The sequence below is a fragment of the Hydrogenophaga sp. GW456-12-10-14-TSB4 genome (genome assembly GCF_059424305.1).
In genome coordinates, this window is sequence record NZ_JBWKZH010000054.1 from 17948 (window position 1) to 40651 (window position 22704).

General features: G+C 65.8%; 24 protein-coding genes. 4 read left to right on the forward strand and 20 right to left on the reverse strand.

The annotated features are described in order from the left end of the window. Nucleotides 1-4: 4 nt before the first annotated feature. From AC07ZS_RS22170 to ltrA, 12 genes are all read right to left on the reverse strand, one after another. Nucleotides 5-709 (reverse strand): sigma-E factor negative regulatory protein, encoded by a 705-nt coding sequence (locus AC07ZS_RS22170; protein ID WP_494800699.1) that lies wholly within the window; start codon nucleotides 707-709, stop codon nucleotides 5-7. 69 nt (nucleotides 710-778) lie between these two features. Then, complete coding sequence (gene rpoE, locus AC07ZS_RS22175; RefSeq protein WP_494800719.1) at nucleotides 779-1420, reverse strand: RNA polymerase sigma factor RpoE; 642 nt, start codon at nucleotides 1418-1420, stop codon at nucleotides 779-781. Nucleotides 1421-1454: 34 nt separating this feature from the next. Beyond that, nucleotides 1455-1589: a hypothetical protein gene (locus tag AC07ZS_RS22180; RefSeq protein WP_494800720.1), complete on the reverse strand. Its 135-nt coding sequence runs from the start codon at nucleotides 1587-1589 to the stop codon at nucleotides 1455-1457. 366 nt (nucleotides 1590-1955) lie between these two features. Then, nucleotides 1956-3200, reverse strand: coding sequence for a beta-ketoacyl-ACP synthase II (gene fabF / locus AC07ZS_RS22185; RefSeq protein WP_494800700.1), 1245 nt, complete (start codon nucleotides 3198-3200; stop codon nucleotides 1956-1958). Nucleotides 3201-3207: 7 nt separating this feature from the next. Beyond that, on the reverse strand, nucleotides 3208-3447 hold the full coding sequence (gene acpP / locus AC07ZS_RS22190) for an acyl carrier protein (protein ID WP_066269448.1): 240 nt from the start codon (nucleotides 3445-3447) through the stop codon (nucleotides 3208-3210). Nucleotides 3448-3566: 119 nt separating this feature from the next. Further along, nucleotides 3567-4328: a 3-oxoacyl-ACP reductase FabG gene (gene fabG / locus AC07ZS_RS22195; RefSeq protein WP_494800701.1), complete on the reverse strand. Its 762-nt coding sequence runs from the start codon at nucleotides 4326-4328 to the stop codon at nucleotides 3567-3569. 15 nt (nucleotides 4329-4343) lie between these two features. Then, nucleotides 4344-5294 carry an ACP S-malonyltransferase gene (gene fabD, locus AC07ZS_RS22200; protein ID WP_494800702.1) on the reverse strand — a complete coding sequence of 317 codons (951 nt, stop codon included), beginning with the start codon at nucleotides 5292-5294 and terminating at the stop codon, nucleotides 4344-4346. A gap of 38 nt (nucleotides 5295-5332) precedes the next feature. Further along, nucleotides 5333-6310, reverse strand: a complete 978-nt coding sequence (locus AC07ZS_RS22205) for a beta-ketoacyl-ACP synthase III (RefSeq protein ID WP_494800703.1) — start codon at nucleotides 6308-6310, stop codon at nucleotides 5333-5335. A gap of 19 nt (nucleotides 6311-6329) precedes the next feature. Beyond that, entirely contained in the window at nucleotides 6330-7391 is a 1062-nt protein-coding gene (plsX, locus tag AC07ZS_RS22210; RefSeq protein ID WP_494800704.1) for a phosphate acyltransferase PlsX, read from the reverse strand. Nucleotides 7392-7524: 133 nt separating this feature from the next. Beyond that, complete coding sequence (gene rpmF / locus AC07ZS_RS22215; RefSeq protein ID WP_005794249.1) at nucleotides 7525-7707, reverse strand: 50S ribosomal protein L32; 183 nt, start codon at nucleotides 7705-7707, stop codon at nucleotides 7525-7527. Nucleotides 7708-7893: 186 nt separating this feature from the next. After that, nucleotides 7894-8466: a YceD family protein gene (locus AC07ZS_RS22220; protein WP_494800705.1), complete on the reverse strand. Its 573-nt coding sequence runs from the start codon at nucleotides 8464-8466 to the stop codon at nucleotides 7894-7896. Between the two features lie 122 nt (nucleotides 8467-8588). Continuing rightward, nucleotides 8589-10295 carry a group II intron reverse transcriptase/maturase gene (ltrA, locus tag AC07ZS_RS22225; RefSeq protein ID WP_494800706.1) on the reverse strand — a complete coding sequence of 569 codons (1707 nt, stop codon included), beginning with the start codon at nucleotides 10293-10295 and terminating at the stop codon, nucleotides 8589-8591. Nucleotides 10296-11315: 1020 nt separating this feature from the next. Between ltrA and AC07ZS_RS22230 the strand changes: the two genes are divergently transcribed. Further along, nucleotides 11316-11930, forward strand: coding sequence for a Maf family protein (locus AC07ZS_RS22230; protein WP_494800707.1), 615 nt, complete (start codon nucleotides 11316-11318; stop codon nucleotides 11928-11930). Further along, on the forward strand, nucleotides 11927-12730 hold the full coding sequence (locus AC07ZS_RS22235) for an SAM-dependent methyltransferase (RefSeq protein WP_494800708.1): 804 nt from the start codon (nucleotides 11927-11929) through the stop codon (nucleotides 12728-12730). The genes AC07ZS_RS22230 and AC07ZS_RS22235 overlap by 4 nt, the downstream gene beginning before the upstream one ends. A gap of 12 nt (nucleotides 12731-12742) precedes the next feature. Here AC07ZS_RS22235 and galU read toward each other — a convergent pair whose 3' ends face one another. Continuing rightward, nucleotides 12743-13627, reverse strand: coding sequence for a UTP--glucose-1-phosphate uridylyltransferase GalU (gene galU / locus AC07ZS_RS22240; RefSeq protein ID WP_494800709.1), 885 nt, complete (start codon nucleotides 13625-13627; stop codon nucleotides 12743-12745). 137 nt (nucleotides 13628-13764) lie between these two features. On the opposite strand from galU, the gene AC07ZS_RS22245 reads away from it, so the two are divergent. Together AC07ZS_RS22245 and galE are read left to right on the forward strand one after the other, a co-directional pair. Then, the gene (locus AC07ZS_RS22245; protein ID WP_494800710.1) at nucleotides 13765-15204 is read left to right on the forward strand and encodes a mannose-1-phosphate guanylyltransferase/mannose-6-phosphate isomerase; all 1440 of its coding nucleotides are present in this window, start codon (nucleotides 13765-13767) and stop codon (nucleotides 15202-15204) included. A gap of 4 nt (nucleotides 15205-15208) precedes the next feature. Further along, nucleotides 15209-16240: a UDP-glucose 4-epimerase GalE gene (gene galE / locus AC07ZS_RS22250; protein ID WP_494800711.1), complete on the forward strand. Its 1032-nt coding sequence runs from the start codon at nucleotides 15209-15211 to the stop codon at nucleotides 16238-16240. 19 nt (nucleotides 16241-16259) lie between these two features. Here the strand turns inward: galE and AC07ZS_RS22255 are convergent, their stop codons facing one another. The 7 genes from AC07ZS_RS22255 to xdhC all read right to left on the reverse strand — a co-directional run bounded on the left by AC07ZS_RS22255 (nucleotide 16260) and on the right by xdhC (nucleotide 22522). Then, a complete protein-coding gene (locus AC07ZS_RS22255) occupies nucleotides 16260-17240 on the reverse strand; it encodes a S49 family peptidase (RefSeq protein WP_494800712.1) in 981 nt (326 codons plus the stop codon). Nucleotides 17241-17252: 12 nt separating this feature from the next. Beyond that, on the reverse strand, nucleotides 17253-17633 hold the full coding sequence (locus tag AC07ZS_RS22260; protein WP_494800713.1) for a Rieske (2Fe-2S) protein: 381 nt from the start codon (nucleotides 17631-17633) through the stop codon (nucleotides 17253-17255). 7 nt (nucleotides 17634-17640) lie between these two features. Then, nucleotides 17641-18300, reverse strand: a complete 660-nt coding sequence (locus tag AC07ZS_RS22265) for an HAD family hydrolase (protein WP_494800714.1) — start codon at nucleotides 18298-18300, stop codon at nucleotides 17641-17643. Between the two features lie 4 nt (nucleotides 18301-18304). Then, the gene (fghA, locus tag AC07ZS_RS22270) at nucleotides 18305-19147 is read right to left on the reverse strand and encodes an S-formylglutathione hydrolase (RefSeq protein WP_494800715.1); all 843 of its coding nucleotides are present in this window, start codon (nucleotides 19145-19147) and stop codon (nucleotides 18305-18307) included. Further along, nucleotides 19147-20253 carry an S-(hydroxymethyl)glutathione dehydrogenase/class III alcohol dehydrogenase gene (locus tag AC07ZS_RS22275; protein WP_494800716.1) on the reverse strand — a complete coding sequence of 369 codons (1107 nt, stop codon included), beginning with the start codon at nucleotides 20251-20253 and terminating at the stop codon, nucleotides 19147-19149. The genes fghA and AC07ZS_RS22275 overlap by 1 nt, the downstream gene beginning before the upstream one ends. A gap of 81 nt (nucleotides 20254-20334) precedes the next feature. Then, nucleotides 20335-21531, reverse strand: a complete 1197-nt coding sequence (locus tag AC07ZS_RS22280) for a urate hydroxylase PuuD (protein WP_494800717.1) — start codon at nucleotides 21529-21531, stop codon at nucleotides 20335-20337. Nucleotides 21532-21670: 139 nt separating this feature from the next. Then, on the reverse strand, nucleotides 21671-22522 hold the full coding sequence (gene xdhC, locus AC07ZS_RS22285) for a xanthine dehydrogenase accessory protein XdhC (RefSeq protein ID WP_494800718.1): 852 nt from the start codon (nucleotides 22520-22522) through the stop codon (nucleotides 21671-21673). Between the last annotated feature and the right edge of the window lie 182 nt (nucleotides 22523-22704).

The window sequence follows — 22704 nt, forward strand, 5'->3', positions numbered from 1 at the left end:
TGCCTCAGCGTCCTGCGGCGTCGTAGGTGGCATTGCGGATGAAGCCCGTGGGCATCTGAAGCGCCGACATGCCGCCATTCTGGCGGTGCTCGGCCAGCAGCTCTTCCAGGCGCGCGTCGCGGATCAGGGGCCCTTGCCCCGTGTTCACCACCACCGCACTGGACGGCGGCACCGCCACCGTGCCGACGGCCACCACAGCCTCCGCCGCCACGGGCGCGGAAGCCAGTTGAGGGCCGGACACGCCGCCCGCCCCTGAAGGCGCTCCGCTCAAGACCGTCCAGCTGACCGCCATGACGGCTGCCAGCGAGGCCGCGCCGGCCACCAGCTTCCAGCGGAACACCGCGTCGTTGGCCGCAGGCACCCGAACGAGCGACGCCGGGGGATTCTGCACAGGCATCCTCTCGTCGCTCACCGCCGGCACCACAGGCGCCGCCTCGGACCGCAGCCGCTCGCGCACGCCCGACAGAAAGTCGCCGGGCGCCTGCATCGGAGCCACCGCGCGGTTGCCTCGCAACACATCGCCGATCACCTGGTAGGCATGCCAACTCGAGAGCACCTCGGCAGCACTTCCCTCATCGGCCGTGAGCAAACCGTCAAGCAAGGCTCCGTCGGCCTCACCATCGACCAAGGCGGACAACACCTGCTCCGGCGCAACCGGATCGATCTCACTCTGAGAACGAAGGTTCAAATTGACTTGTGCGGCATTCATGATGAACTTCCTGAATTTCCCTACTCGCGGGGCGACGGGCAAGCTTTTCCATGCTCTGCCCCGCCTCTTCTACCAGCGTTTGCCCGTCTGGCGCTCCAACATCGGCTTGATGCGCCCCGAGATCGCCTCGCGCGCCCGGAAGATCCGGGAGCGCACCGTGCCGATGGGGCATTCCAGCGCCGTGGCGATCTCTTCATAGCTCATGCCCTCGATTTCCCGCAGGGTGATCGCCATGCGCAACTCTTCAGGCAGCGCATCCATCGCGGCGTTGACCGCTTCGGCAATTTCCTTGCTGGCCAGCACCGCTTCGGGCGTTTCGGTATCGGCCACTCCTGAATTTAGTTCGCGTTCCGGGCCGGAAGTTTCATCGTCTTCCCCGGATTTCATCTGGGATTGGAAGACCAGCGGATCCCGCTTGAGTTCCATCAGCTGCTTCTTGGCCGTGTTGACCGCGATCCGGTACAGCCAGGTGTAGAACTGCGCGTCGCCCCGGAACTGGGCCAGCGCACGGTATGCCCGGATGAAGGTCTCCTGGGCGATGTCCTGGACCAGGTCGGTGTCCCGGACCATGCGCCCGATCAGCCGCTCAACACGGCGCTGGTACTTGACCACCAGCATCTCGAAGGCGCGCTGCTCGCCAGCGAGCGTGCGCTGCACCAGCATGACATCGCTGTCGGGTGGCGGTGGAGCGGTGTGGTCTTCGAGAGTCATGCGCGCGGAAATATAACCCAGGCCTCCGGCCGGCTCATGACTGAGCCGCCGCCAGCGCCCGGCGCAGGTCGTTCCAGAGAGCCGGGTGGCGGGCACGCTCCACCCAGACCCAGCGGGCGGGCGCATCGACAGGTTGCAGGCGCAACAGGGCGGCAACCTGCCAATCCATGACCCGTTCCACCCGGCGCAAGGGGACGCCTTCGAGACACGATCCGCTGTGCCAATGCCAGGCGCCCGGTGGCCCGGCGGGGTCGGAGCGCTCCGAAGCGCTCCACCGGAGCTGCCCCACGGGCGAACGCTGCCAGGACCGCCAGGCGACAACCACCCAGGCCAGCCACAGCAGACACCCTGCCACGCCCGACCAGGCACCACCGGGAGCCCCGTCGAGCCAGCACCACAGGCCCAGCACCCCGGCGCTCAACGCCCCCAGACACCCGAGCAGGGCGCCATACAAACCACAACGCCCCACCGGAAACCTCACCGATGGGGCGTTGTGCATGCGGATGCGTCGTGAAGATAGGCGCGATCAGGACATTCAGGCGCGCCGGAACACCAGGGTTCCGTTGGTGCCGCCGAAGCCGAAGTTGTTTTTCACGGCCACGTCGATCTTCACGTCCCGCGCGGTATTGGCACAGTAGTCCAGGTCACATTCGGGGTCCTGGTTGAAGATGTTGATGGTCGGCGGCACCTTCTGGTGGTGCAGCGACAGCACGGTGAACACCGACTCGATACCCCCGGCGCCCCCCAGCAGGTGACCGGTCATGGACTTGGTCGAGCTGACCACCATGTTCCTGGCGTGGTCACCCAAGGCCGCCTTGATGGCGTTGGTCTCGTTGATGTCGCCCAGCGGCGTCGAGGTGCCATGGGCATTCAGGTAGTCGACCTGGTCGGGGTTGATCCCCGCGTTGCGCAGGGCACCCAGCATGGCACGGCGTGGGCCGTCCATGTTCGGGGCCGTCATGTGACCCGCATCGGCGCTCATGCCGAAACCGGACAGCTCCGCGTAGATCTTCGCACCGCGGGCCTTGGCATGCTCGTACTCCTCGAGCACCATCACGCCCGCGCCTTCGCCCAGCACGAAGCCGTCTCGGTCCTTGTCCCAGGGACGGGATGCGGTCTTGGGATCGTCGTTGCGGGTCGAGAGCGCGCGCATGGCGGCAAAACCGCCGATGCCCAGCGGCGACACGGTGGCTTCGGAGCCGCCCGCGATCATCACATCGGCGTCGCCGTATTCGATCATGCGGCCGGCCTCACCGATGCAATGCAGGCCGGTGGTACAGGCCGTGACGATGGCGATGTTCGGCCCCTTGAAGCCGAACTTCATCGATACGTGCCCCGAAATCATGTTGATGATCGAGGCCGGCACAAAGAAGGGGGTGATGCGCCGCGGACCTCGATTGGTCAACTCGGTGTGCGTTTCCTCGATCAGCGGCAAGCCGCCGATGCCCGAACCGATCACACAACCCACCCGCGTCGCCTGCTCCTCGCCCAGCTGATCGCCGGTCGGAAGCCCCGAGTCCGCCACCGCCTGCATGGCCGCAGCCACACCGTAATGGATGAACGTGTCCATCGTCCGCGCTTCCTTGGCGGTGATGTACTCATCCAGGTTGAACCCCTTGACCTCTCCCGCGAACTTGCAGGCGAAGTTCGACGCGTCGAACTTCGTGATGAAGTCAATGCCGGACTGTCCGGCCAGGAGGTTGGTCCAGGAATCGGCCACCGTGTTGCCCACGGGGCTGATGCAACCCAGACCGGTCACAACGACGCGGCGACGGCTCATCTGTGCTTCAGGCCTTCTGGTTGGCCAACGCGTAGTCGATGGCTTTCTGAACCGTGGTGATCTTTTCGGCTTCTTCGTCGGGGATCTCGATACCGAACTCGTCTTCCAGTGCCATCACCAGTTCAACCGTGTCCAGAGAATCGGCGCCCAGGTCGGCCACGAAGGCCTTTTCGTTGGTGACCTGTCCTTCTTCCACACCGAGTTGTTCGGCAATGATTTTCTTAACACGTGCTTCGATATCGCTCATAGGTCCCTCTGAGGGTGGTTGAAATACAGTCCGCCATTTTAGCCGTGCCGGGAATATGACCCAGGGTGGCCCGCCGGGCGGCTGACGCGGCGTGAAAAATCGCTGATGCCCCGAGAGGCTCAGGACATGAACATGCCGCCGTTGACGTGCAGTTCCTGCCCCGTGACATACGCCGCCTGAGGGCTGCTCAGGTAGGCCACCGCGTGCGCGATATCGGCCGGCTTGCCCAGATGCCCCAGGGGGATCTGGCCCAGCAGCGCTTTCTGCTGCTCCTCGGGCAAAGCGGCGGTCATGTCGGTTTCAATGAAGCCCGGTGCGACACAGTTGACCGTGATGTTGCGGCTGCCCAGCTCGCGCGCCAAGGCGCGCGTCATGCCCGCCACGCCGGCCTTGGCTGCCGCGTAGTTGGACTGACCCGCATTGCCCGAAGCACCCACCACGCTGGTGATGCTGACGATGCGGCCATAGCGCTGCTTCATCATCGGGCGGATGACGGCGCGGCTCATGCGGAACACGGCCTTGAGGTTGGTGTCCAGCACCGCATCCCAGTCGTCGTCCTTGAGGCGCATGGCCAGCATGTCGCGCGTGATGCCGGCGTTGTTCACCAGCACCTGCAGACCTCCATGGGCCTTCACGATTTCATCGATCAGCGCCTCGGCGGCAGCGGCGTCATTCACGTCCAGCTTCGCCCCCCGGCAACCGGCGGCAGCGCCGGCCACGGCGGACAGGGTCGCGCCGATGCGCGCCGCGCCATCGTCGCTGGTGGCGGTCCCGATCACGATCAGGCCGCGCGCCGCCAGCTCCAGTGCGATGGCCGCACCAATGCCCCTCGAGGCGCCCGTGACCAGGGCCACCTGGCCCGCAAACTTGATTTCAGACATGGGGTTCTCCAGACTTCAGGCCAGCAGGGCCTTGACTTCGGCCAGCGTGGCCGGGTCGAACAAGGCGGCGCCGGTCAAGGACGGGTCCACGCGCTTGACCATCGCGGCCAGCACCTTGCGCGGCCCGCATTCGACCAGGGTGTCGATGCCTCGGGCCTTGATGGCACCGACGCACTCGACCCAGCGCACCGGCCCGAAGGCCTGGCGGTACAGCGCCTCGCGAATGCGGTCCGGATCGGACTCCACTGCGACGTCGATGTTGTTGATCACCGGAATCTGCGGCGCGGCGAACGGCGTCGAGGCGAGCTTTTCCTTCAGCTTCTCAGCCGCCGGCTTCATCAGGCTCGAATGGAAAGGCGCCGACACCGGCAGCGGCAAGGTGCGCTTGGCGCCATGCGCCTTGAGCACCTCGCAGGCCTTGTCGACGGCGGCCTTGCTGCCCGCGATCACAGTCTGCACCGGATCGTTGTAATTCACGGCCTCCACCACCTCGGCGCTGCCGGCCCCGAAGCTGGCCTGCGCCTCCAGGCAGCCCGCGACCACGGCCGCGGCACTCAGGCCCAGCACGGCGGCCATGGCACCGGTGCCCGGCGGCACCGCATCCTGCATGGCCTGCGCGCGAAAGCGCACCAGCGGCGCGGCTTGCGCCAGGGTCAGGGATCCGGCGGCCACCAGCGCGGAGTACTCGCCCAGCGAATGGCCCGCCACCGCCATGGGCAAGGCGCCGCCTTCGGCGCGCCACACGCGCCAGGCCGCCACGCCCGCCACAAGCATCACCGGCTGGGTGTTCACGGTCATGGCCAGCACATCGGCCGGGCCTTCGTGGATCAGCTTGCCCAGGTCTTCGCCCATGGCATCCGATGCTTCCTTCAGTGTTTCCTGAACGGCAGGGTGGTCGCCCCAGGCATCGAGCATGCCCACAGCCTGAGAGCCCTGGCCCGGAAACACAAACGCAAAATTCTTCATGGAGGTATTCAGTTCAGACGAAAGCAGGAAGGCGTTGCTCAGAATTCCAGCAACACCGAGCCCCAGGTGAATCCGCCGCCGACGCCTTCGAGCATCAGCGTGTCGCCCTTCTTGACCTGCCCCTGCCGCACGGCGTGATCCAGCGCCAGGGGAATGGAGGCCGCCGATGTGTTGCCGTGCTGGTCGACGGTGACGACCACCTTGTCCAGCGGCAGTTTGAGCTTGCGCGCCGTGCTGTGCATGATGCGGATGTTCGCCTGGTGCGGGATCAGCCAGTCGATGTCTTCCGTGGTCTTGCCGGCCTTGGTCAACGTGGCCCGCGCTGTGTCCTCCAGCACGCCCACCGCCAGCTTGAAGACCGCCTGGCCGTCCATCTTGAGCAGAGGGTCGCCAAGGATCGCCCCGCCGGACACATGGCCCGGCACACACAGGATGCCCGTGTGCTTGCCATCTGCATGGATGTCGGTGGCCAGGATGCCCGGCGTGTCCGAGGCTTCCAGCACCACCGCCCCGGCCCCATCACCGAACAGCACACACGTGGTGCGGTCGTTGAAATCGAGCAGGCGACTGAAGATCTCGGTGCCGACCACCAGGGCCTTGCGCGAAGTGCCGGAGCGGATCAGGGCGTCCGCCACGGTCAACGCATAAATGAAGCCCGTGCACACGGCCTGCACGTCGAAGGCCGGACACCCCGCGATACCGAGCTTGCGCTGCAGGATCGTGGCGGTCGAGGGAAAGACCATGTCCGGCGTGGACGTGGCGACGATGATCAGGTCGATGTCGCCCGGCGTCGCCTGGGCGGCCGCCATGGCCCGTTGGCAGGCTTCGACGGCGAGGTCACTGGCGTACACCCCGTCGGCCACGAAATGGCGCGCCCGGATGCCCGTGCGCTCCACGATCCAGTCGTCGCTCGTCTCCACGCCGCGCGGCGCCAACAGCTCGACCATGTCGGCGTTGGTCAGGCGCTGAGGCGGCAGGCTGCTGCCAGTGCCGGTGATGCGGGCGTAACGTGTCATGCGACTGAGGGGCGAAATTTCAAAGGGTCGGAATGCTCTTGAGCTCGCTGGGCAAGGACTCCGGCGCAATCAAGGGCTTGGCGTGGGCGATGCGCTCCCGCACGTTGTCCAGCAATTTGTTGTGGGCCGCATCATAAGCCCGGCTCAGCGCATGCTCGAACGCGAACGCATCCGCCGACCCATGGCTCTTGAACACCAGGCCCTGCAGGCCGAGCAGGGCTGCACCGTTGTATCGCCGGTGATCTACGCGATTTTTAAACGACTTTAGAACCGGATAGGCAACGATAGCGGCCATTTTCCTAAAGATGTTTTTGGAAAACTCTTCCCGGATGAATCCGCTGATCATCGAGGCCAGGCCCTCGCTCGCCTTGAGCGCCACATTGCCGACAAAGCCGTCACAGACCACGATGTCCGTCGTGCCCTTGAAGACGTCATCCCCCTCGATATTGCCGAAGAAGTTCAGATCGCCGGTGTTGGACGCATTTCGCAGCAGGATGCCTGCCTGTTTGATGACTTCGCTGCCCTTGATGACTTCCTCGCCCACATTGAGCAGGCCCACGGTGGGTTCGGGGCGCCCCGTGGCCGCGGCCACCAGGGCAGAGCCCATCACAGCGAACTGCAGCAGGTGCTCGGCCGAACAATCGACATTGGCCCCCAGGTCCAGCACGGTGGTCGCACCGCCCCGGGCGTTGGGCATCTGGGTGGCGATCGCGGGACGATCGATGCCGTCCATGGTCTTCAGCACGTACCGGGCAATGGCCATGAGCGCCCCGGTGTTCCCGGCCGACACAGCCGCCTGCGCGGCACCGTCCTTGACCTGGTTGATGGCCACCCGCATCGAAGAATCCTTCTTGCGGCGCAGCGCCACCTCCACCGGGTCGTCCATGGACACGACCTCACTGGCCGGCACCACCTTGCAGCGCACGTTGTTGAGCAGCTGGGGCCAGGCATTGAAAACCTCGGGCTTGCCCACGAGCAGCAGTTGCGCCTGAGGGTGACTGGCCAGAAAGGCCATGCAGGCGGGCATGGTGACGGCCGGCCCGACATCCCCCCCCATGCAATCCACAGCGACGGTGATCATGACAACACCCCGGATCGGGTGCTTTGCGCACCCCAAGAACAAAAAAAGCCCGCATGCAGCATGCGGGCCTGTGCCTCACTGGCCAACCGGACCCCGTTCGCGACACCGCGGCGAGGTCCGTGGCGGCCCACCATCAGGCTTCGGATTTGTTTTTCAGCACCTGGCGACCACGGTAGAAGCCATTGGGGCTGATGTGGTGGCGCAGATGGGTTTCGCCGGTGGTCGGCTCCACGGCGATGCCGGGAACGTTCAGCGCGTTGTGCGAACGGTGCATGCCGCGCTTGGAGGGGGATTTTTTGTTTTGCTGAACAGCCATGGTGGGCTCCTGAAATCGGTAGGGTCAAACGGAGTGGCACAAACGGAGCCCTGAAATCGCTCCGTTCAACCGGTTGCGCGCCTGACCCGAGCACCTGAATGTGCGAATGGATACCAGCGCAAAGCCAAGCATTATAGCCCGAAGGCGGCGATACCGCCAGCCAGGGGCCCGTGGGGCGCCCGAATTTCACTTCTTGAGCTTGGCCAGTTCGGCAAACGGATTCTTCCGGGGTGCCGCCTCTTCAGGCGCCGCCTCGGGCCCGGCCGCGCCCAGAGGGATCGGCTCAGGGCACACGTCGTGCATGGGCACCAGGGGAAGTTCCATCAACAGTTCGTCCTCCAGCACATCGTGCAGGTTGGGCTTGGGCTCGAGCGCCAGCAAATCCTCTTCGCAGTCGTCGTCCTGGGCCTCGGCCGCGGCCTCATCGGCCACGAAGCGAAACCAGCGGTCCACGGTCAACGGGGTGTCCACGGGCGCGAGGCAGCGCTGGCACGTCAGGGGCACCCTGGCCTCGGCCTGCAGATGAAGCCAGACATCGGGCGTGCCGCCGGTGGCCGCCGCCCGCATCTCACCCGTGGCCTGCCAGCGCACCGGCGCAGGGGCGGCCCCATCATTCAGGGCGGCCTCGCCCTGCACACGGGGAAATGCCGAAAGGGGCTCCTCGCCCTGCAGGCTGGCGGCCGCCTGGGCGAAGGCCCGCATGTCCAGGCGCCGGGGGTTCCAGGCCGTCTTGGGGGTGTCTTTGGAGGGTAGGGACATAGTATTTCTACTATATCCCCCCCTAAGAACCGTACGTGCGCCTTTCAACGCATACGGCTCATGCACGACCACTGCGTCCACGGGTTCGTCGAGCTGCATAGCTCTACCCCGCGTACGTCAGATTAAAGTCCCCGTGCTGGGACCGGCTTGGTGACCTCCAAGCCTAGGGCGTGGATACGCCGGTGACACCATGGGTGTAGCAACACACGATTCTGCAAACTGTCCGTGCCACCCAGCCGTACTGGGACGATGTGGTGGTTGTCGAGCCTGCCTTCTTCGTGGTCCATCTCTGTTCCACAGTGCGCACATTTGCCGCTCTGGCTCATCCACAGTTCCAGCCTTTGCCCGCTCCAGACGGATTTCTTCATCCTGTCGCGTTGTAGGCCTTCCCCATAGACTTCCCATGCAGGGTCAAAGGGGTTGTATTCCCCCTTGACTTTCTTGGGGCGGACAATTTGCGTGTCTGCCAGCAGGTACAGCCGCAGCAGCATCTCCTCATTCCAGCGATTGCGCGCCGTTGCCTGGAACTCCCAGCGGCCAGAAGTGTGCTCCCAGTAATGCAGGAACACTTTCCCCCTGGTCCACCGTGAATGCCGGCGCATCCCCCACCGCCACAACCTCCAGAGAATCTGATGGTCGAGCTTGGTGAACGTCGCCTTGGCCACAGCGCCGCGATGGTATTGAGCCCAACCCCGAAGGATTGGGTTTAGCTTCGCGATCAGTACCGCTTTCGGTTGTGAGAGGTGGCTCGCGATGACATCCCGGACCTTGCCGTAGAACGCTTTCACGTTCTTCTGGCTTGGCTTGATGAGCAGTTTTTCCGAGTACTTTCGGAAATTCCACCCGAGAAAGTCAAACCCTTCGTCGATATGCACGATGCGCGTCTTCCCCGCGTGCAGTTGCAATCCTCGCTCGCGCAAGAACGCTTCCACCCAAGGCCTAACCACGGTTTCAAGCACCTCTTTCGAGTCGCCCGTCACCACGAAGTCATCGGCATACCGCACCAGATTGACCTTGGCTTTCCTTGCTTGGGCGATTCCCATTTGGCTCTGCAAGAACCGCCTGAGACCCACTTCAAGCCCGTCCAGCGTCAGGTTTGCCAGCAGCGGCGAGATGATCCCCCCTTGGGGTGTCCCCGCCTCCGTTTTCTGGAGCTGCTGTTTGTCCACCACTCCGCAGCGCAACCACTGCCCCAGCACCCGCTTGTTCATGCGAACGTTGGCGAGCAGCCAGTCGTGGTTGATGTTGTCGAAGAACCCCGTAATGTCCGCGTCCAGCACCCAGCAAGCCGAGGCTTTCTTGGATAAGGACAAGAACAATTGCTGCTGCGCGTCGTGCGTCGACCGACCTTTTCTGAACCCATACGAGTTTGGGTCGGCGTGACACTCCGCGGCGGGTTCCATAGCCAGCAAGCACAGGGCTTGCATTGCACGGTCCCGCATGGTCGGGATGCCCAAAGGGCGCTCCTTTCCATCGGCTTTTGGTATCCAAACCCGCTTTAGCGGCAGGGCCCGGTATCCGTTGGTGCTCAATCGACTAACTGCGTTCCATTTCTTTTGCGGCGTATCCCAAAGTTCGCGATCCACGCCACTGGTCCGCTTCCCTTGGTTCTCGGTCACTTTCCTGACGGCCAATGCCTTGGCTTGCCAGGATCGGGTCAGGCTCCGCTGGAGTCGTTTGACCCTGCGGAAATCCTTCGCCAGTTCTGCCTGCGCGATTCTCGATTGCGCTTTCCCTACGAAGTATTGAACAGCCTTCCAGTCAATGGAGTGCCACTCGCTCACCTCGTCCGGGGACGCAGCATCGAAATCGCTCTCGATGTAATCCATACCTTCTCCGGTTCGGTTAGGACCCGATTGAAGGCACCCATCCCCGGAGGAACAGATGCCCTCCGGGTCGGTTGTTGAAAGACGCTCACGGCTCGCGCCGTCGCACCTGTTGCAAGTCAGCAGGCTTTCACCCCGGGGCAAAGCTTGAACCCCTATGCCGCCCATTACAGACGGCCATTCGCTTTTTGCAACTTCCTCTGCCCGCTACACCATGGCCTTCGCTTGCGCTCGGGTTGCCACTACCCCGAGGGGTGATGGCGGTGCGTCGGGTTTACCTCGTTTCCCAAGATGCCCTGTCGGTCGGCAGACCGACAGATGGGGTTAGGGACTCACTATCCGCCGGATGCTCATCGGGGAACGAGTCGAGTTGTATGACACCCGACTCCCAGCATCGTGCCTTTTGGCCGCAGCTCCCCATCCCTAGGGATGAGACACAAGCGTGAGCTGACTACTGCTCGCGACGGTTCAGACGTGAGTTCACATTGCGTTTCCCATACCCTTTTCCTCGACATCCTCCTTCTGGCTTGCTTCGAAGGTCGAGCCATGCTCGCGCATGACCTGTGAGTCTTGCGGCTCAGGATGTTTATCCGCAGCTTCACACCCCCGGATTACTCCAGACGCATGTGCGGGCGAGGACACGTCGTTCCAGACGTGGTTCTGGTTGAGAACAAGACACCTTGAGCGGTGCCGCTCATAGATAGCTCTGCCGCCGAAGTCGATTGCAACGGTTTGTAAAACGCGCGCGACTCAACCTCCGAGCAGAGATTTGTGTCTCTTTTCAGCTACGAATCAGGTCCCGAGGGAGTCCGATCGAACGTTCGGAAACCCTTGTGGGGGTCCGTCAGTTGCAGCCGAGAGAGGGCCTTTCGGCTGCACAAATTGCCCCCATTTCAGAGGACGTTTCCCGCCTTCTCCATAGAGGAAACGGGCTATCGTTTTATGTCGTCATGTAGACGACTATGAAGCGACTTCGAGTCGCACCATCCGGGCAGTGTAAAAGAATGCAGGGAGAATACCGGGATGACCACCGCTTCCGATCCGTCATCCCATCCCTCGGCCCGCGCCCTCATCCTCGGCTCCACATCGCGCTACCGCCACGAGTTGCTGTCCCGCCTGGGCTTGCCCTTCGAGGCGGTCGCCCCCGACGTCGATGAAACCCCGCAAGCCGGGGAAAAACCCGCCGATCTGGCGCTTCGCCTCGCCATCGCCAAGGCCCGCGACGTCGCGCAGCGCCACCCGCAGGCCGTGGTGATCGGCAGCGACCAGGTGGCCGACCTGGCTGGCGAGCCGCTGGGCAAGCCGGGCACCCATGAACGCGCGGTGGCCCAGCTCAGGCGCATGCGAGGCCAGACCGTGGTGTTCCAGACCGCGCTGGCGGTGGTGTGCCAGGCCACCGGCTTTGAACACAGCGACATCGCCGCGGTGCGCGTGGTGTTCCGCGACCTGAGCGACGACGAGATCGAGCATTACCTGCGGGCAGAGCAACCCTATGACTGTGCCGGCAGCGCCAAAAGCGAGGGCCTGGGCATTGCCCTGCTCGAACGCATCGACAACGACGATCCGACCGCCCTGGTGGGCCTGCCGCTCATCCGCACCTGTCGCCTGATTCGAGCCGCCGGAGTAAAACTGCTATGAGCACTCACTCCGAAGATCGCGGCACGCTCTACCTCGTGCCCACCCCGCTGGACTTCGGCATCGCGCAGGACGCCCCCTCGTCGCTGGCCGAATGGCTGCCGGCTGAAACCCTCGCCACGGCCCGGCGGCTCACGCACTGGATCACCGAAAACGCCAAGAGCACGCGGGCGTTTCTCAAGCGGGTGGACGCCCTCGGTGGCTTGGCCGAACCCCTGCAGGCCCAAAAAATTGCCGAACTGCCCCGTGCGGCCCACAAGAAGGGCGACCATGCTCCACAGGCGGAAGGTGACGCGCAGGCCCGCGAGCTGCTGGCCCCCGCCCTGCTCGGACACGACATCGGCCTGGTCAGCGAAGCCGGCATGCCCGCGATTGCCGACCCTGGCAGTTCCATCGTGCGCGCGGCGCACGCACTGGGGCTGCGCGTCGTGCCGCTCACGGGGCCTATTTCGCTCATGCTGGCCCTGGCGGCCAGCGGATTGAACGGGCAAAGCTTCGCGTTTGTCGGCTACGTGCCCCAGGACACCAGCGAGCGCACCCGGCGGCTGCGCGAACTGGAGAGCCTGGCCCTGAAGACCGGGCAGACGCAGATCCTCATCGAAACGCCCTACCGCAACGCGGCCCTGCTGCAGGCCCTCCTGCAGACACTGCACCCCCACACACGCCTGGCCGTGTGCGGCGCGCTCACGCTGCCTCAGCAGGTCTGTCGCAGCGCGCTGGTGCAGGACTGGAAACGCAAGCCGCCGGCCCTGGCCGGCGAGCTGCCGCTGGAGGCACCTTGCGTGTTTCTGCTGGGCCGGTAAGCCCTTGAAAAATCAGACGTCCAGACGTTTCAGGTGCGCACGCACCGATGCGCTGAGCTCGGCATTGGCCAAGGCCAGATCGATGGTGGCCTCCAGGAAGCCCTCCTTGCTGCCGCAGTCGTAGCGTTTGCCGGCGTACCGGAAGGCCTGCACCTTTTCCTGGCCGATCAGGGCCGCGATACCGTCGGTGAGCTGGATCTCGCCCCCGGCGCCCCGCGGCTGCCGGCGAATGCTCTCGAACACCGCCGGCGTGAGGATGTAGCGGCCGGCCACAGCCAGTGTGGACGGTGCCACGTCAGGCGCCGGCTTCTCTACCATCGCGAACACCTCGGCCAGCGCCTGATTGGCGCCGTGCACATCGACGACGCCATAGCGGCGGGTCTCGGCACGCGGCACGTCCTGCACCGCGAGCACCGTGCCGGGGCTGGACTCGTAAGCCTGCACCATCTGCTGCAGCACGGTGGCACCGCCCTGGGCCTGGTCCTGGCCCATCATCAGGTCGTCGGCCAGCAGCACGGCGAACGGCTCGTTGCCGACCAGCCGTTCGGCGCAGAGCACCGCATGGCCCAGGCCCAGCGCCCGAGGCTGTCGCACGTAGACGCAGTCCATGTCGTCGGGCTTGATGGAGTGCACCAGTTCCAGCAGGGCAGACTTGCCTGCGGCTTCCAGCTCCATCTCCAGTTCGTACGCGGTGTCGAAGTGGTCTTCGATCGCGCGCTTGTGGCGCCCTGTCACGAAGATCATCTCGCGGATGCCGGCGGCGTAGGCCTCCTCCACGGCGTACTGCATCAGCGGCTTGTCCACCACCGGCAGCATCTCCTTGGGAATTGCCTTGGTGGCGGGCAGGAAACGGGTGCCCAGGCCACCCACGGGAAATACGGCTTTGCGGATCGTCATCTTGGTTTGGCTCGCTCGTTCGTGAAGAAAGGCTCACCATGTTAACGGCGCACACGCCGGCGTCCATCGAAAGGCTACACTGCAGCGGATTGAAAGCGGGGCACACGCCCCACCGGTTCAACCCACACCCATCTGGCATGAGCATCACCCCCGTCATCCTTTGCGGCGGCTCCGGCACCCGTCTGTGGCCCTTGAGCCGCCAAAGCTTTCCCAAGCAGTTCGTGCCCCTCGTCGGTGACAAAAGCCTGCTGCAGCTGACCCTGGACCGCCTCGCCTGGTGCGACAACCCGGTCATCTGCGTGGCCGCCGAAGACCATCGTTTCCTCGTGGCCGATGCCATCGAAGCGGAGAACGTGCCCGGGCAGGTGCTGCTCGAGCCGGCGGCGCGCAACACCGCCGCCGCCATGGCACTGGCCGCCCTGCTTGCCCGCGCCAAGGACAACGCCGACCCCCTGCTGCTGTTCTGCCCCTCCGACCACCACATTCCGGACGCCGCGGCCTTCGCCGAGACCGTCCGCCAGGGCGTGCCCGCGGCCGAGGCCGGCGCGATCGTCACCTTCGGCGTGATGCCCAGCTTCCCCAGCAGCGCCTATGGCTACATCCAGCAGGGCGACCACCGCGCCGATGGCAGCCGCAAGGTGGCCCGCTTCATTGAAAAACCCGCACCGGCCGCCGCCCAGGCCCTGCTGCTGCAGGGCAATGTGCTGTGGAACGCGGGCATCTTTCTCGCGCGCGCCAGCACGCTGCTCGCCGCGCTCGGGCAGCACGCCGCCGACATCCTGCAGGCGTGCGAACAGGCCATGGCAAAGACCCGGCAAGACCAGGTGGGACAGATCCACTTCGTTCGCCCCGAAGCCGAACCCTTCCTGGCCTGCCGCTCGCAGAGCATCGACTACGCGGTGATGGAGCCGCACGACGACGTGGCCGTGGTGCCCTTCCAGGGCCAGTGGAGCGACGTCGGCAGCTGGAACGCGGTGGCCGAACTGAGCACCGCCGACGGCGAAGGCAACCGCGTCACCGGGCAGGGCCACGCGCTGAACGCGCGCAACACCTTCATCCACGCGCCGGACCGCACGGTGGTGGCCCTGGGCACGCAAGACCTGCTGATCATCGACACCCCGGACGCCCTGTTGGTGGCCCAGCGGGACCATGCCGAACAGGTCAAGGACGTGGTCGCCCACCTCTCGCAGCGCAAGGTGCCGCAGGCGGCGATGCACCGCCGCGTGGCGCGGCCCTGGGGCTGGTACGACAGCGTGGACATGGGCGAGCGCTTCCAGGTCAAGCGCATCGGCGTGAAGCCGGGCGCCTCGCTCAGCCTGCAGAAGCACCACCACCGCGCCGAGCACTGGATCATCGTCAAGGGCACGGCCGAAGTCACGCGCGGACAGGAGGTCTACCTGCTGTCGGAAAACCAGTCGACCTACATCCCCATCGGCGAAGTGCATCGTCTGCACAACCCCGGCAAGATGGTGCTGGAGATGATCGAGGTCCAGTCGGGCAGCTACCTCGGCGAGGACGACATCGTGCGGCTGGAGGACATCTACGGCCGCCAGCCCGACCCCGCCAACAAGAAGTAAAAGAATGAAAGTTCTGCTCACCGGCGGCGCCGGCTACATCGGCAGCCACACAGCCGTGGCCCTCATCGAAGCCGGCTTCGAGCCGGTGTTGCTGGACAACTTCGCCAACAGCCACCCGGTGGTGCTGGAGCGTCTCGCGCGGATCACCGGCCAGACGATGCCGCTCGAACAGGGCGACGTGCTGGACACGCCCTGGCTCGAGGCCGTGCTGCGCCGCCACCGCCCCGTGGGTGTGATCCACTTCGCCGGCGACAAGGCCGTGGGTGAGAGCGTGGCGCTGCCCCTGAAGTACTTTCACAACAACATCGGCGGCGCGGTCAGCCTGCTGCGCGCGATGGAGACCGTGCACGCGGAAGACCCGTCGCTGGCGCCCACGCTGGTGTTCTCCAGCAGCGCGACGGTGTACGGCGACCCGGCCACCGTGCCCATCACCGAAGACTTTCCGCGCAGCCACACCAACCCGTACGGCCACAGCAAGCTGGTCATCGAAGACATGCTCACCGCCCTGTGCGCGGCCCGCCCGGCCTGGCGCGTGGGCACGCTGCGCTATTTCAATCCGGTCGGCGCCCACCCCAGCGGCCTGATCGGCGAAGACCCGGCAGGCATTCCCAACAACCTGATGCCCTATGTGGCGCAGGTGGCGGTGGGCCAGCGTGAGCACCTCAACGTGTATGGCAACGACTACCCCACGCCCGACGGCACGGGCGTGCGCGACTACATCCATGTGCAGGACCTGGCCGCCGGCCACGTGGCTGCCATCCAGGCGCTGCTGCGCCGCGGCGAGAGCTTCACGGTGAACCTGGGCACGGGCAACGGCCACAGCGTGCTGGACGTGGTGCGCGCCTTCGAGAAGGCCAGCGGCCGGCCGGTGCCCTACAAGATCGCGCCGCGCCGCGCGGGTGACGTGGCCCAGTGCTGGGCCGATCCGGCGCTGGCCCTGCGCCTGCTGGGCTGGCAGGCGAAACACACGCTCGACCAGATGTGCGCCGATGCCTGGCGCTGGCAGAGCGCCAACCCCCAGGGCTACCGGGGCTGAGCGCCCCCTTCTTGGGGCCTCACTTCAGCTGCACACCGGCGGCACGGGCCGCCAGGAACATGCCTTCACCGATGCTGGCGCCGAAGCGCTTGGCCAGGCGCAGGCCCACGTTCTCGCGGCGCGTGTAGTCCACGATCTCCTCGGCCTTGACGATCTCGCGCGCCACGTAGTCGAGGTTGCCCAGGCCGTCGGCGAGCCCGAGCGCCACCGCCTGCTGACCGTTCCAGACCAGGCCACTGAAGGTGTCGCCGTTTTCCTTCAGGCGGTCGCCGCGGCCCTTCTTCACCACGCCGATGAACTGGGCGTGGATCTCGCCCAGCATGGCCTGGATGTAGGCTTTCTGCGCCTCGTCCTGCGGGCTGAACGGGTCCAGCATGGCCTTGTTGGCACCGGCCGTCATGAGGCGGCGCTCGATCCCGAGCTTGTCCATCAGGCCGGTGAAGCCGAAGCCGTCCATGAGCACGCCGATGCTGCCGACCAGGCTGGCCTTGTCCACATAGATGTCGTCCGCCGCCGCGGCGATGTAATAGGCGGCCGAGGCACAGGTTTCCTCCACCACCGCGTACACCTTCTTGCCGTGCAGGCCTTTGAGGCGGGTGATCTCGTCATTGATGATGCCGGCCTGCACCGGGCTGCCGCCCGGCGAGTTGATCAGCAGCACCACCGCCTGCGCGCCCTCGTCCTCGAACGCGGAGCGCAGGGAAGCCACCACGTACTCCGCGCTGGCTTCGGCACCGCTGGCGATCTCGCCCTTGATGTCGACCACCGCCGTGTGCGGGGTGCTCACCGTGGTGGTGGTGTTGCTGTTGTAGACGAACCAGGCAATGGCGCCGAACACCGCCAGCCAGAGCAGCCGGCTGAACATCTTCCAGCGGCGCGCGGACTGCTGCTCGCGAATGGTCGCAAACACCAGTTTCTCGAGGGTGGCGCGCTCCCAGGCGACGCCCGGCGTGCGGTCGCTGGAGGCGTTGGCGGACGGGCCGGGGAAATCGTCGTTCATGGTCGAAGGCTCTCAGAATTCAAGGGGTTTGAGGTGGTATTGTGACCGCCAGTGGACCACCCCGTCGTGCTCCACCAGCTCGATCTTGACCAACCCGCCCCGGCACGGGCCACCCTGGCAGGCGCCGGTGTCGGGCTCGTACACCGCGCCGTGCGTGGCGCACAGCAGCCAGCGGCCGCTGTCGTCGAAAAAGCGGTCGGGCTGCCAGTCCATCTCCATCGCCACATGGCTGCAGCGGTTCAGGTAGGCGTGAGGCTGCCCCAGATAGCGGATCGCAAACGCGCGGCAGGTCTGGCCGGCGTACACCACGTCGAACGACACGGCGCGCCCCCCATCGACCAGGTCCCGGCTGTTGCACAGCGCGTAGACCGGATCGTCGGTGGGCATGTTCATGGCGGGCTCAGGCGTTGGCGTTCAGCCAGTCGTGCAGCTCGCGCACCGAATGCGCCACGTGCAAGGGGTTGAGCTCGCCGAAGGACGTCGGCTCGTGCGCACCGTAGCTCACGCCAACGCTCGCGCAGCCCGCGTTGACGGCCATCTGCAGGTCGTGCGTGGTGTCGCCGATCATCAGGGTGCGCTCGGGCGCCACGCCGAACTCGCGCATCAGCTCGTGCAACATGCGGGGATGGGGCTTGCCGGCGGTCTCGTCGGCGGTGCGCGATCCGTCGAACACGCCTTGCAGCTCCACCGTCTGCAGCACCTCGTTGAGGCCTGCCCGGCTCTTGCCGGTGGCCACCGTCAACCAGTGGTGTCGGCTTTTGAGCTCGGCCAGCAGCGGCAACACCCCCTCGAACAGGCTCAGCTCGTGCTGCGCCGCCATGTAGTGATGGCGGTATCGCTGGCCCAGTTGCGGGTACCGGTCGGGCGGCACGTCGGGCGCGGCGTGGGCCAGGGCCTGCATGAGACCCATGCCGATCACGTAGCTGGCTGCCTCGCGCGTGGGCGGCGCACCGCCGACGTCCACCACCGCCAACTGGATGCAGCGGGTGATGAGCGCCGTGGAATCGAACAGGGTGCCGTCCCAGTCGAAGGCGATGAGATCGAATTGCCGTGGGCGCATGGGGTCAGGCACAGAGGGTTTGCGCATGGTGGCGCAGGTGGTCTTCGATGAAGCTGGCGATGAAGTAGTAACCGTGGTCATACCCCTCGTGCCGGCGCAGCGTGAGCGGCTGGCCCGCCTGCTTGCAGGCTGCCTCGAACAGGTGCGGGTGCAACTGGGCGGCCAGGAAATTGTCGGCCAGGCCCTGGTCGATCAGCAAGGGCGGTGCCTTGCGCCCAGCCTTCACGAGCTCGGTGGCATCGTGCCCGGCCCAGGCGGCGCGGTCGGCCCCCAGGTAGCCGCCGAAGGCTTTCTCACCCCACGGACACTGCATCGGTGCGGCGATCGGCGCAAACGCCGAGACGCTCTGGTACAGCCCGGGGTGGCGCAAGGCCAGCGTGAGCGCACCATGGCCGCCCATGGAGTGGCCGAAGAGGCCGACGCGGTCCGCCCGGGCGGGGAACTGAGAAAGCACCTGCTCGCGCAGCTCTTTCGTGACCCAGCTCTCCATGCGGAAATGCGCCGCCCACGGCGCCTGCGTGGCGTCGAGGTAGAAACCCGCGCCGTGGCCGAAGTCCCAGGCCGCGCTGGCACCCTCGATGCCGGTGTCGCGCGGGCTGGTGTCGGGCGAGACCAGCATCAGGCCCAGCTCGGCCGCCACGCGCTGCGCGCCGGCCTTGATGGCGAAGGTCTCCTCGGTGCAGGTCAGGCCCGCCAGGTAGAACAGCACCGGCACCGGGCCCTGCGCGGCCTGCGGCGGCACGAACACGCCGAACTTCATCGGCAGGCCGATCTCGGTCGAGGCATGGCGGTAGAAGCCCTGCACGCCGCCGAAGCAGCGGTGCTCGCTCAAGGTCTCCAGGGCCATCAGAACTCCACGACGGCGCGGATGGACTCGCCGCGCTTCATGAGCGCAAAGCCTTCGTTGATGTCGGCCAGCTTGAGCTTGTGGGTGATCAGGTCGTCGATGTTGATCTTGCCGTCCATGTACCAGTCCACGATCTTGGGCACGTCGGTGCGGCCGCGCGCGCCACCGAAGGCCGAACCCTCCCATTTGCGGCCGGTGACCAGCTGGAACGGGCGCGTGCTGATCTCGGCGCCGGCTTCGGCCACGCCGATGATGATGCTGCGGCCCCAGCCCTTGTGCGTGCACTCCAGCGCCTGGCGCATCACCTGCGTGTTGCCGATGCACTCGAAGCTGTAGTCGGCCCCGCCGTCGGTGAGCTGCACGATGGCGTCGACCACGTTCTCCACCTCCTTGGGGTTGATGAAGTGCGTCATGCCGAACTTGCGCGCCATCTCCTGGCGGGCCGGGTTGAGGTCCACGCCGATGATCTTGTCCGCGCCCACCATCTTCGCGCCCTGGATCACGTTCAGGCCGATGCCGCCCAGGCCGAACACCACCACGTTGGCGCCCGCCTCCACCTTGGCGGTGAAGATCACCGCACCGATGCCGGTGGTGACGCCGCAGCCGATGTAGCAGACCTTGTCGAACGGTGCGTCTTCACGGATCTTGGCCAGCGAGATCTCGGGCGCCACGGTGTAGTTGCTGAAGGTGCTGGTGCCCATGTAGTGAAAGATGGGCTTGCCGTCCAGGCTGAAACGGCTGGTGGCGTCGGGCATCAGGCCCTTGCCCTGCGTGCCGCGGATCAGCTGGCACAGGTTGGTCTTGCGGCTCAGGCAGAACTTGCACTGGCGGCATTCGGGCGTGTACAGCGGGATGACGTGGTCGCCCTTCTTGAGCGTGGTCACGCCCGGGCCCACGTCCACCACGATGCCCGCGCCTTCGTGGCCCAGGATGGCCGGGAAGATGCCCTCGGGGTCCGCGCCCGAGAGCGTGTAGTAATCGGTGTGGCAGATGCCGGTGGCCTTGATCTCGACCAGCACTTCGCCGAATTTCGGACCCTGCAGGTCCACGGTTTCAATGGTCAGGGGCTGGCCTGCTTTCCAGGCCACGGCGGCTTGCGTCTTCATGGTGTGCTCTGCTCGGAGGTTGTGAAATCGGTCACGAGGTTACCGCAGATCACATACCCTCCGACGCACAGCGCCCATCCCTCACTCCGTCTTGGCGCCGCCCTTGAACCATTGGCCGATCAGGGCGCGCTCTTCCTCGGTGAGCCCGGTCGCGTTGTTCATCGGCATCAGCCGCGTGACCACCGCCTGCTGGTACACCGCCTGCGCGTGCTGCTTGAGCCCGTCGGCCGTGTCCAGCCGCACGTTCTTGGACTGCAGCGCCTCGCCGTGGCACATCACGCAGCGCTGGTCGATCACCGGCTTGACCTGTGCGTAGCTCACGGTGGCGGGCACCGCCACGGCCTGCACCGAGGCCGGCCTGAGCCAGACGATGAGCGCGATCAGCACCACCACGCCCGCCACGGCATAAGGCCAGGGGTGTGGGTTGCGGCCCAGCTTGTAACCGTGGCGCATCACGAAGAACTGGCGGATCGCCGCGCCGGCAAACATCATGCCGATCAGGATCAGCCAGTTGTAGGGGTGCGTGTAGGTGAAGCTGTAGTGGTTGCTCAGCATCGCGAACAGCACCGGCAACGTGAAGTAGGTGTTGTGCACGCTGCGCTGCTTGCCGCGCTTGCCGTGGATGGGATCGACCGGACGGCCGGCCTTGAGGTCGGCCACCACCGTGCGCTGGCCCGGGATGATCCAGAAGAACACGTTGGCGCTCATGGCGGTGGCGATCATCGCGCCCATCAGCAGGAAGGCCGCGCGCCCGGCGAACAGCTGGGTGGCCAGCCAGGCCGCCGCGCACACCAGCACCAGCACCAGCGCGCCCACCTTGGCGTCGCCGTTCTCCTTCTGGCCCAGCGTGCGGCAGATCGCGTCGTACAGCAGCCAGAACACCACGAGGAAACCCAGTGCGGTGGCGATCGCCGCAGCCGGCGACCACTCGAACACCTTGGGGTCGATCAGGTAGACGCTCGGGCTCCAGAGGTAGGAAATGAGAAACAGCGCGAAGCCCGAGAGCCAGGTGGAGTAGCTCTCCCAGTAGAACCAGTGCAGGTGGTCGGGCAGCTTGGGCGGCGAGACCGCGAACTTCACCGGGTGGTAGAAACCGCCGCCATGCACGGCCCAGAGCTCACCGCTGACGCCGTCCTTCTTGAGCTGCTCGTCCTCCGGGGGGGTCAGGCTGCTGTCGAGAAAAACGAAATAGAAGGAAGAGCCAATCCAGGCAATGGCCACGATCACGTGCAGCCAGCGAAGCAGCAGATTGGCCCAGTCGAGCAGGTAAGTTTCCATGGCACCTCAAGGCAAGGTCAGGGCTTGCGACTCACCACCGCGGGCGCTCTGAGTCGGCTGAGGGCCGCGATTGGGTGTTCCTGGAACACCTGCTCCGCTGCGACCGGTCGGCCAAAGTGTATACACTTTTTGAGAACATTCAAGAGGTCAAATGCGCATCGGACGTGGTTTCGCAGACTAGCAACAACTGCGCCACCACCGAGGCGGCGATCACGGCGGGCGCCTTGCCCTGAATGCCCGGCAGGCCGATGGGACAGGTGATGCGCGAGAGCTCGGCCTCGCTGAAGCCGCGCTGGCGCAGGCGGCGCCGGAAGGTCGCCCACTTGGTCTTGCTGCCGATGAGCCCCACGAAGCCCAGATCGCCGTGCTGCCGCTGCCGCTGCAGGCAGGCCGCCACGATGTCGAGGTCTTCGGCGTGCGAGAAGCTCATGATCAGCACGCTGGAACGCGGCGCCAGATCGCGCACCGCGAGCTGCACCGGTTCGGAATACTCCGTGCGCACACTGGGCGGCAGGTCGTGCGGGAACACCTCATCGCGGCTGTCGATCCAGGTCACGTCGAACGGCAGCGGCGCCAGCGCCTGCACCAGGGCGCGGCCCACGTGACCGCCGCCGAACAGCGCCAGCGGCGCATGGCCGTGGGTCAGGCGCCGGCGCAGCGCCTCGCGGCAGGACGCATCCACAGGCTCGAAATGCAGCACCAGGGCCCCGCCGCAGCATTGGCCCAGGCTGGGCCCCAGGGTGACCGCCTGCGACCAGGGGGCGAACCGCTCAGCGGCCCCGCGCCCCAGTGCCTCGCGCGCATGGCGCATCGCATCCCACTCCAGGTGGCCGCCCCCGATGGTGCCGACCGCACCGCCCGCCGCTCCGGCGAACACCGCCATCCACGCGCCGGTTTCGCGCGGCACGGAGCCGCGCGTCGCGCCGACCGTCACCAGCACGGCGCGCTCCGTCGCCAGACGCAATAAAAAGGCTTCGAGGTCTGAGAGCATCTGTGGCGCCGACGTCAAAAAAGATGTATGGATACGTAATCGCGATCGAGGACACCCAGTATCCGCCGTACTGTACCCACGCTCTGCTGAAAACACCCATACACTTCATCCGCCTCGGCATATGGTCCCACCGAAGGTCCCGCCCGGCCCCCGATCCCTTTGCAGGTCAGCCACCATGAGAG

Bases quoted from the DNA above. Each gene is read 5' to 3' on its own strand.
- xdhC (WP_494800718.1), bottom strand. From the start codon at position 22,522: ATGCTCTCAGACCTCGAAGCCTTTTTATTGCGTCTGGCGACGGAGCGC.
- ltrA (WP_494800706.1), bottom strand. From the start codon at position 10,295: ATGGATTACATCGAGAGCGATTTCGATGCTGCGTCCCCGGACGAGGTG.
- AC07ZS_RS22205 (WP_494800703.1), bottom strand. From the start codon at position 6,310: ATGACACGTTACGCCCGCATCACCGGCACTGGCAGCAGCCTGCCGCCT.
- fabG (WP_494800701.1), bottom strand. From the start codon at position 4,328: ATGTCTGAAATCAAGTTTGCGGGCCAGGTGGCCCTGGTCACGGGCGCC.
- AC07ZS_RS22180 (WP_494800720.1), bottom strand. From the start codon at position 1,589: ATGGATTGGCAGGTTGCCGCCCTGTTGCGCCTGCAACCTGTCGATGCG.
- fghA (WP_494800715.1), bottom strand. From the start codon at position 19,147: ATGGCCCTGGAGACCTTGAGCGAGCACCGCTGCTTCGGCGGCGTGCAG.
- fabD (WP_494800702.1), bottom strand. From the start codon at position 5,294: ATGAAGAATTTTGCGTTTGTGTTTCCGGGCCAGGGCTCTCAGGCTGTG.
- AC07ZS_RS22235 (WP_494800708.1), top strand. From the start codon at position 11,927: ATGAGCACTCACTCCGAAGATCGCGGCACGCTCTACCTCGTGCCCACC.
- rpoE (WP_494800719.1), bottom strand. From the start codon at position 1,420: ATGACTCTCGAAGACCACACCGCTCCACCGCCACCCGACAGCGATGTC.
- AC07ZS_RS22265 (WP_494800714.1), bottom strand. From the start codon at position 18,300: ATGCGCCCACGGCAATTCGATCTCATCGCCTTCGACTGGGACGGCACC.
- AC07ZS_RS22280 (WP_494800717.1), bottom strand. From the start codon at position 21,531: ATGGAAACTTACCTGCTCGACTGGGCCAATCTGCTGCTTCGCTGGCTG.
- acpP (WP_066269448.1), bottom strand. From the start codon at position 3,447: ATGAGCGATATCGAAGCACGTGTTAAGAAAATCATTGCCGAACAACTC.
- AC07ZS_RS22230 (WP_494800707.1), top strand. From the start codon at position 11,316: ATGACCACCGCTTCCGATCCGTCATCCCATCCCTCGGCCCGCGCCCTC.
- galE (WP_494800711.1), top strand. From the start codon at position 15,209: ATGAAAGTTCTGCTCACCGGCGGCGCCGGCTACATCGGCAGCCACACA.
- AC07ZS_RS22245 (WP_494800710.1), top strand. From the start codon at position 13,765: ATGAGCATCACCCCCGTCATCCTTTGCGGCGGCTCCGGCACCCGTCTG.
- AC07ZS_RS22220 (WP_494800705.1), bottom strand. From the start codon at position 8,466: ATGTCCCTACCCTCCAAAGACACCCCCAAGACGGCCTGGAACCCCCGG.
- plsX (WP_494800704.1), bottom strand. From the start codon at position 7,391: ATGATCACCGTCGCTGTGGATTGCATGGGGGGGGATGTCGGGCCGGCC.
- AC07ZS_RS22170 (WP_494800699.1), bottom strand. From the start codon at position 709: ATGAATGCCGCACAAGTCAATTTGAACCTTCGTTCTCAGAGTGAGATC.
- galU (WP_494800709.1), bottom strand. From the start codon at position 13,627: ATGACGATCCGCAAAGCCGTATTTCCCGTGGGTGGCCTGGGCACCCGT.
- AC07ZS_RS22255 (WP_494800712.1), bottom strand. From the start codon at position 17,240: ATGAACGACGATTTCCCCGGCCCGTCCGCCAACGCCTCCAGCGACCGC.
- AC07ZS_RS22275 (WP_494800716.1), bottom strand. From the start codon at position 20,253: ATGAAGACGCAAGCCGCCGTGGCCTGGAAAGCAGGCCAGCCCCTGACC.
- fabF (WP_494800700.1), bottom strand. From the start codon at position 3,200: ATGAGCCGTCGCCGCGTCGTTGTGACCGGTCTGGGTTGCATCAGCCCC.
- AC07ZS_RS22260 (WP_494800713.1), bottom strand. From the start codon at position 17,633: ATGAACATGCCCACCGACGATCCGGTCTACGCGCTGTGCAACAGCCGG.
- rpmF (WP_005794249.1), bottom strand. From the start codon at position 7,707: ATGGCTGTTCAGCAAAACAAAAAATCCCCCTCCAAGCGCGGCATGCAC.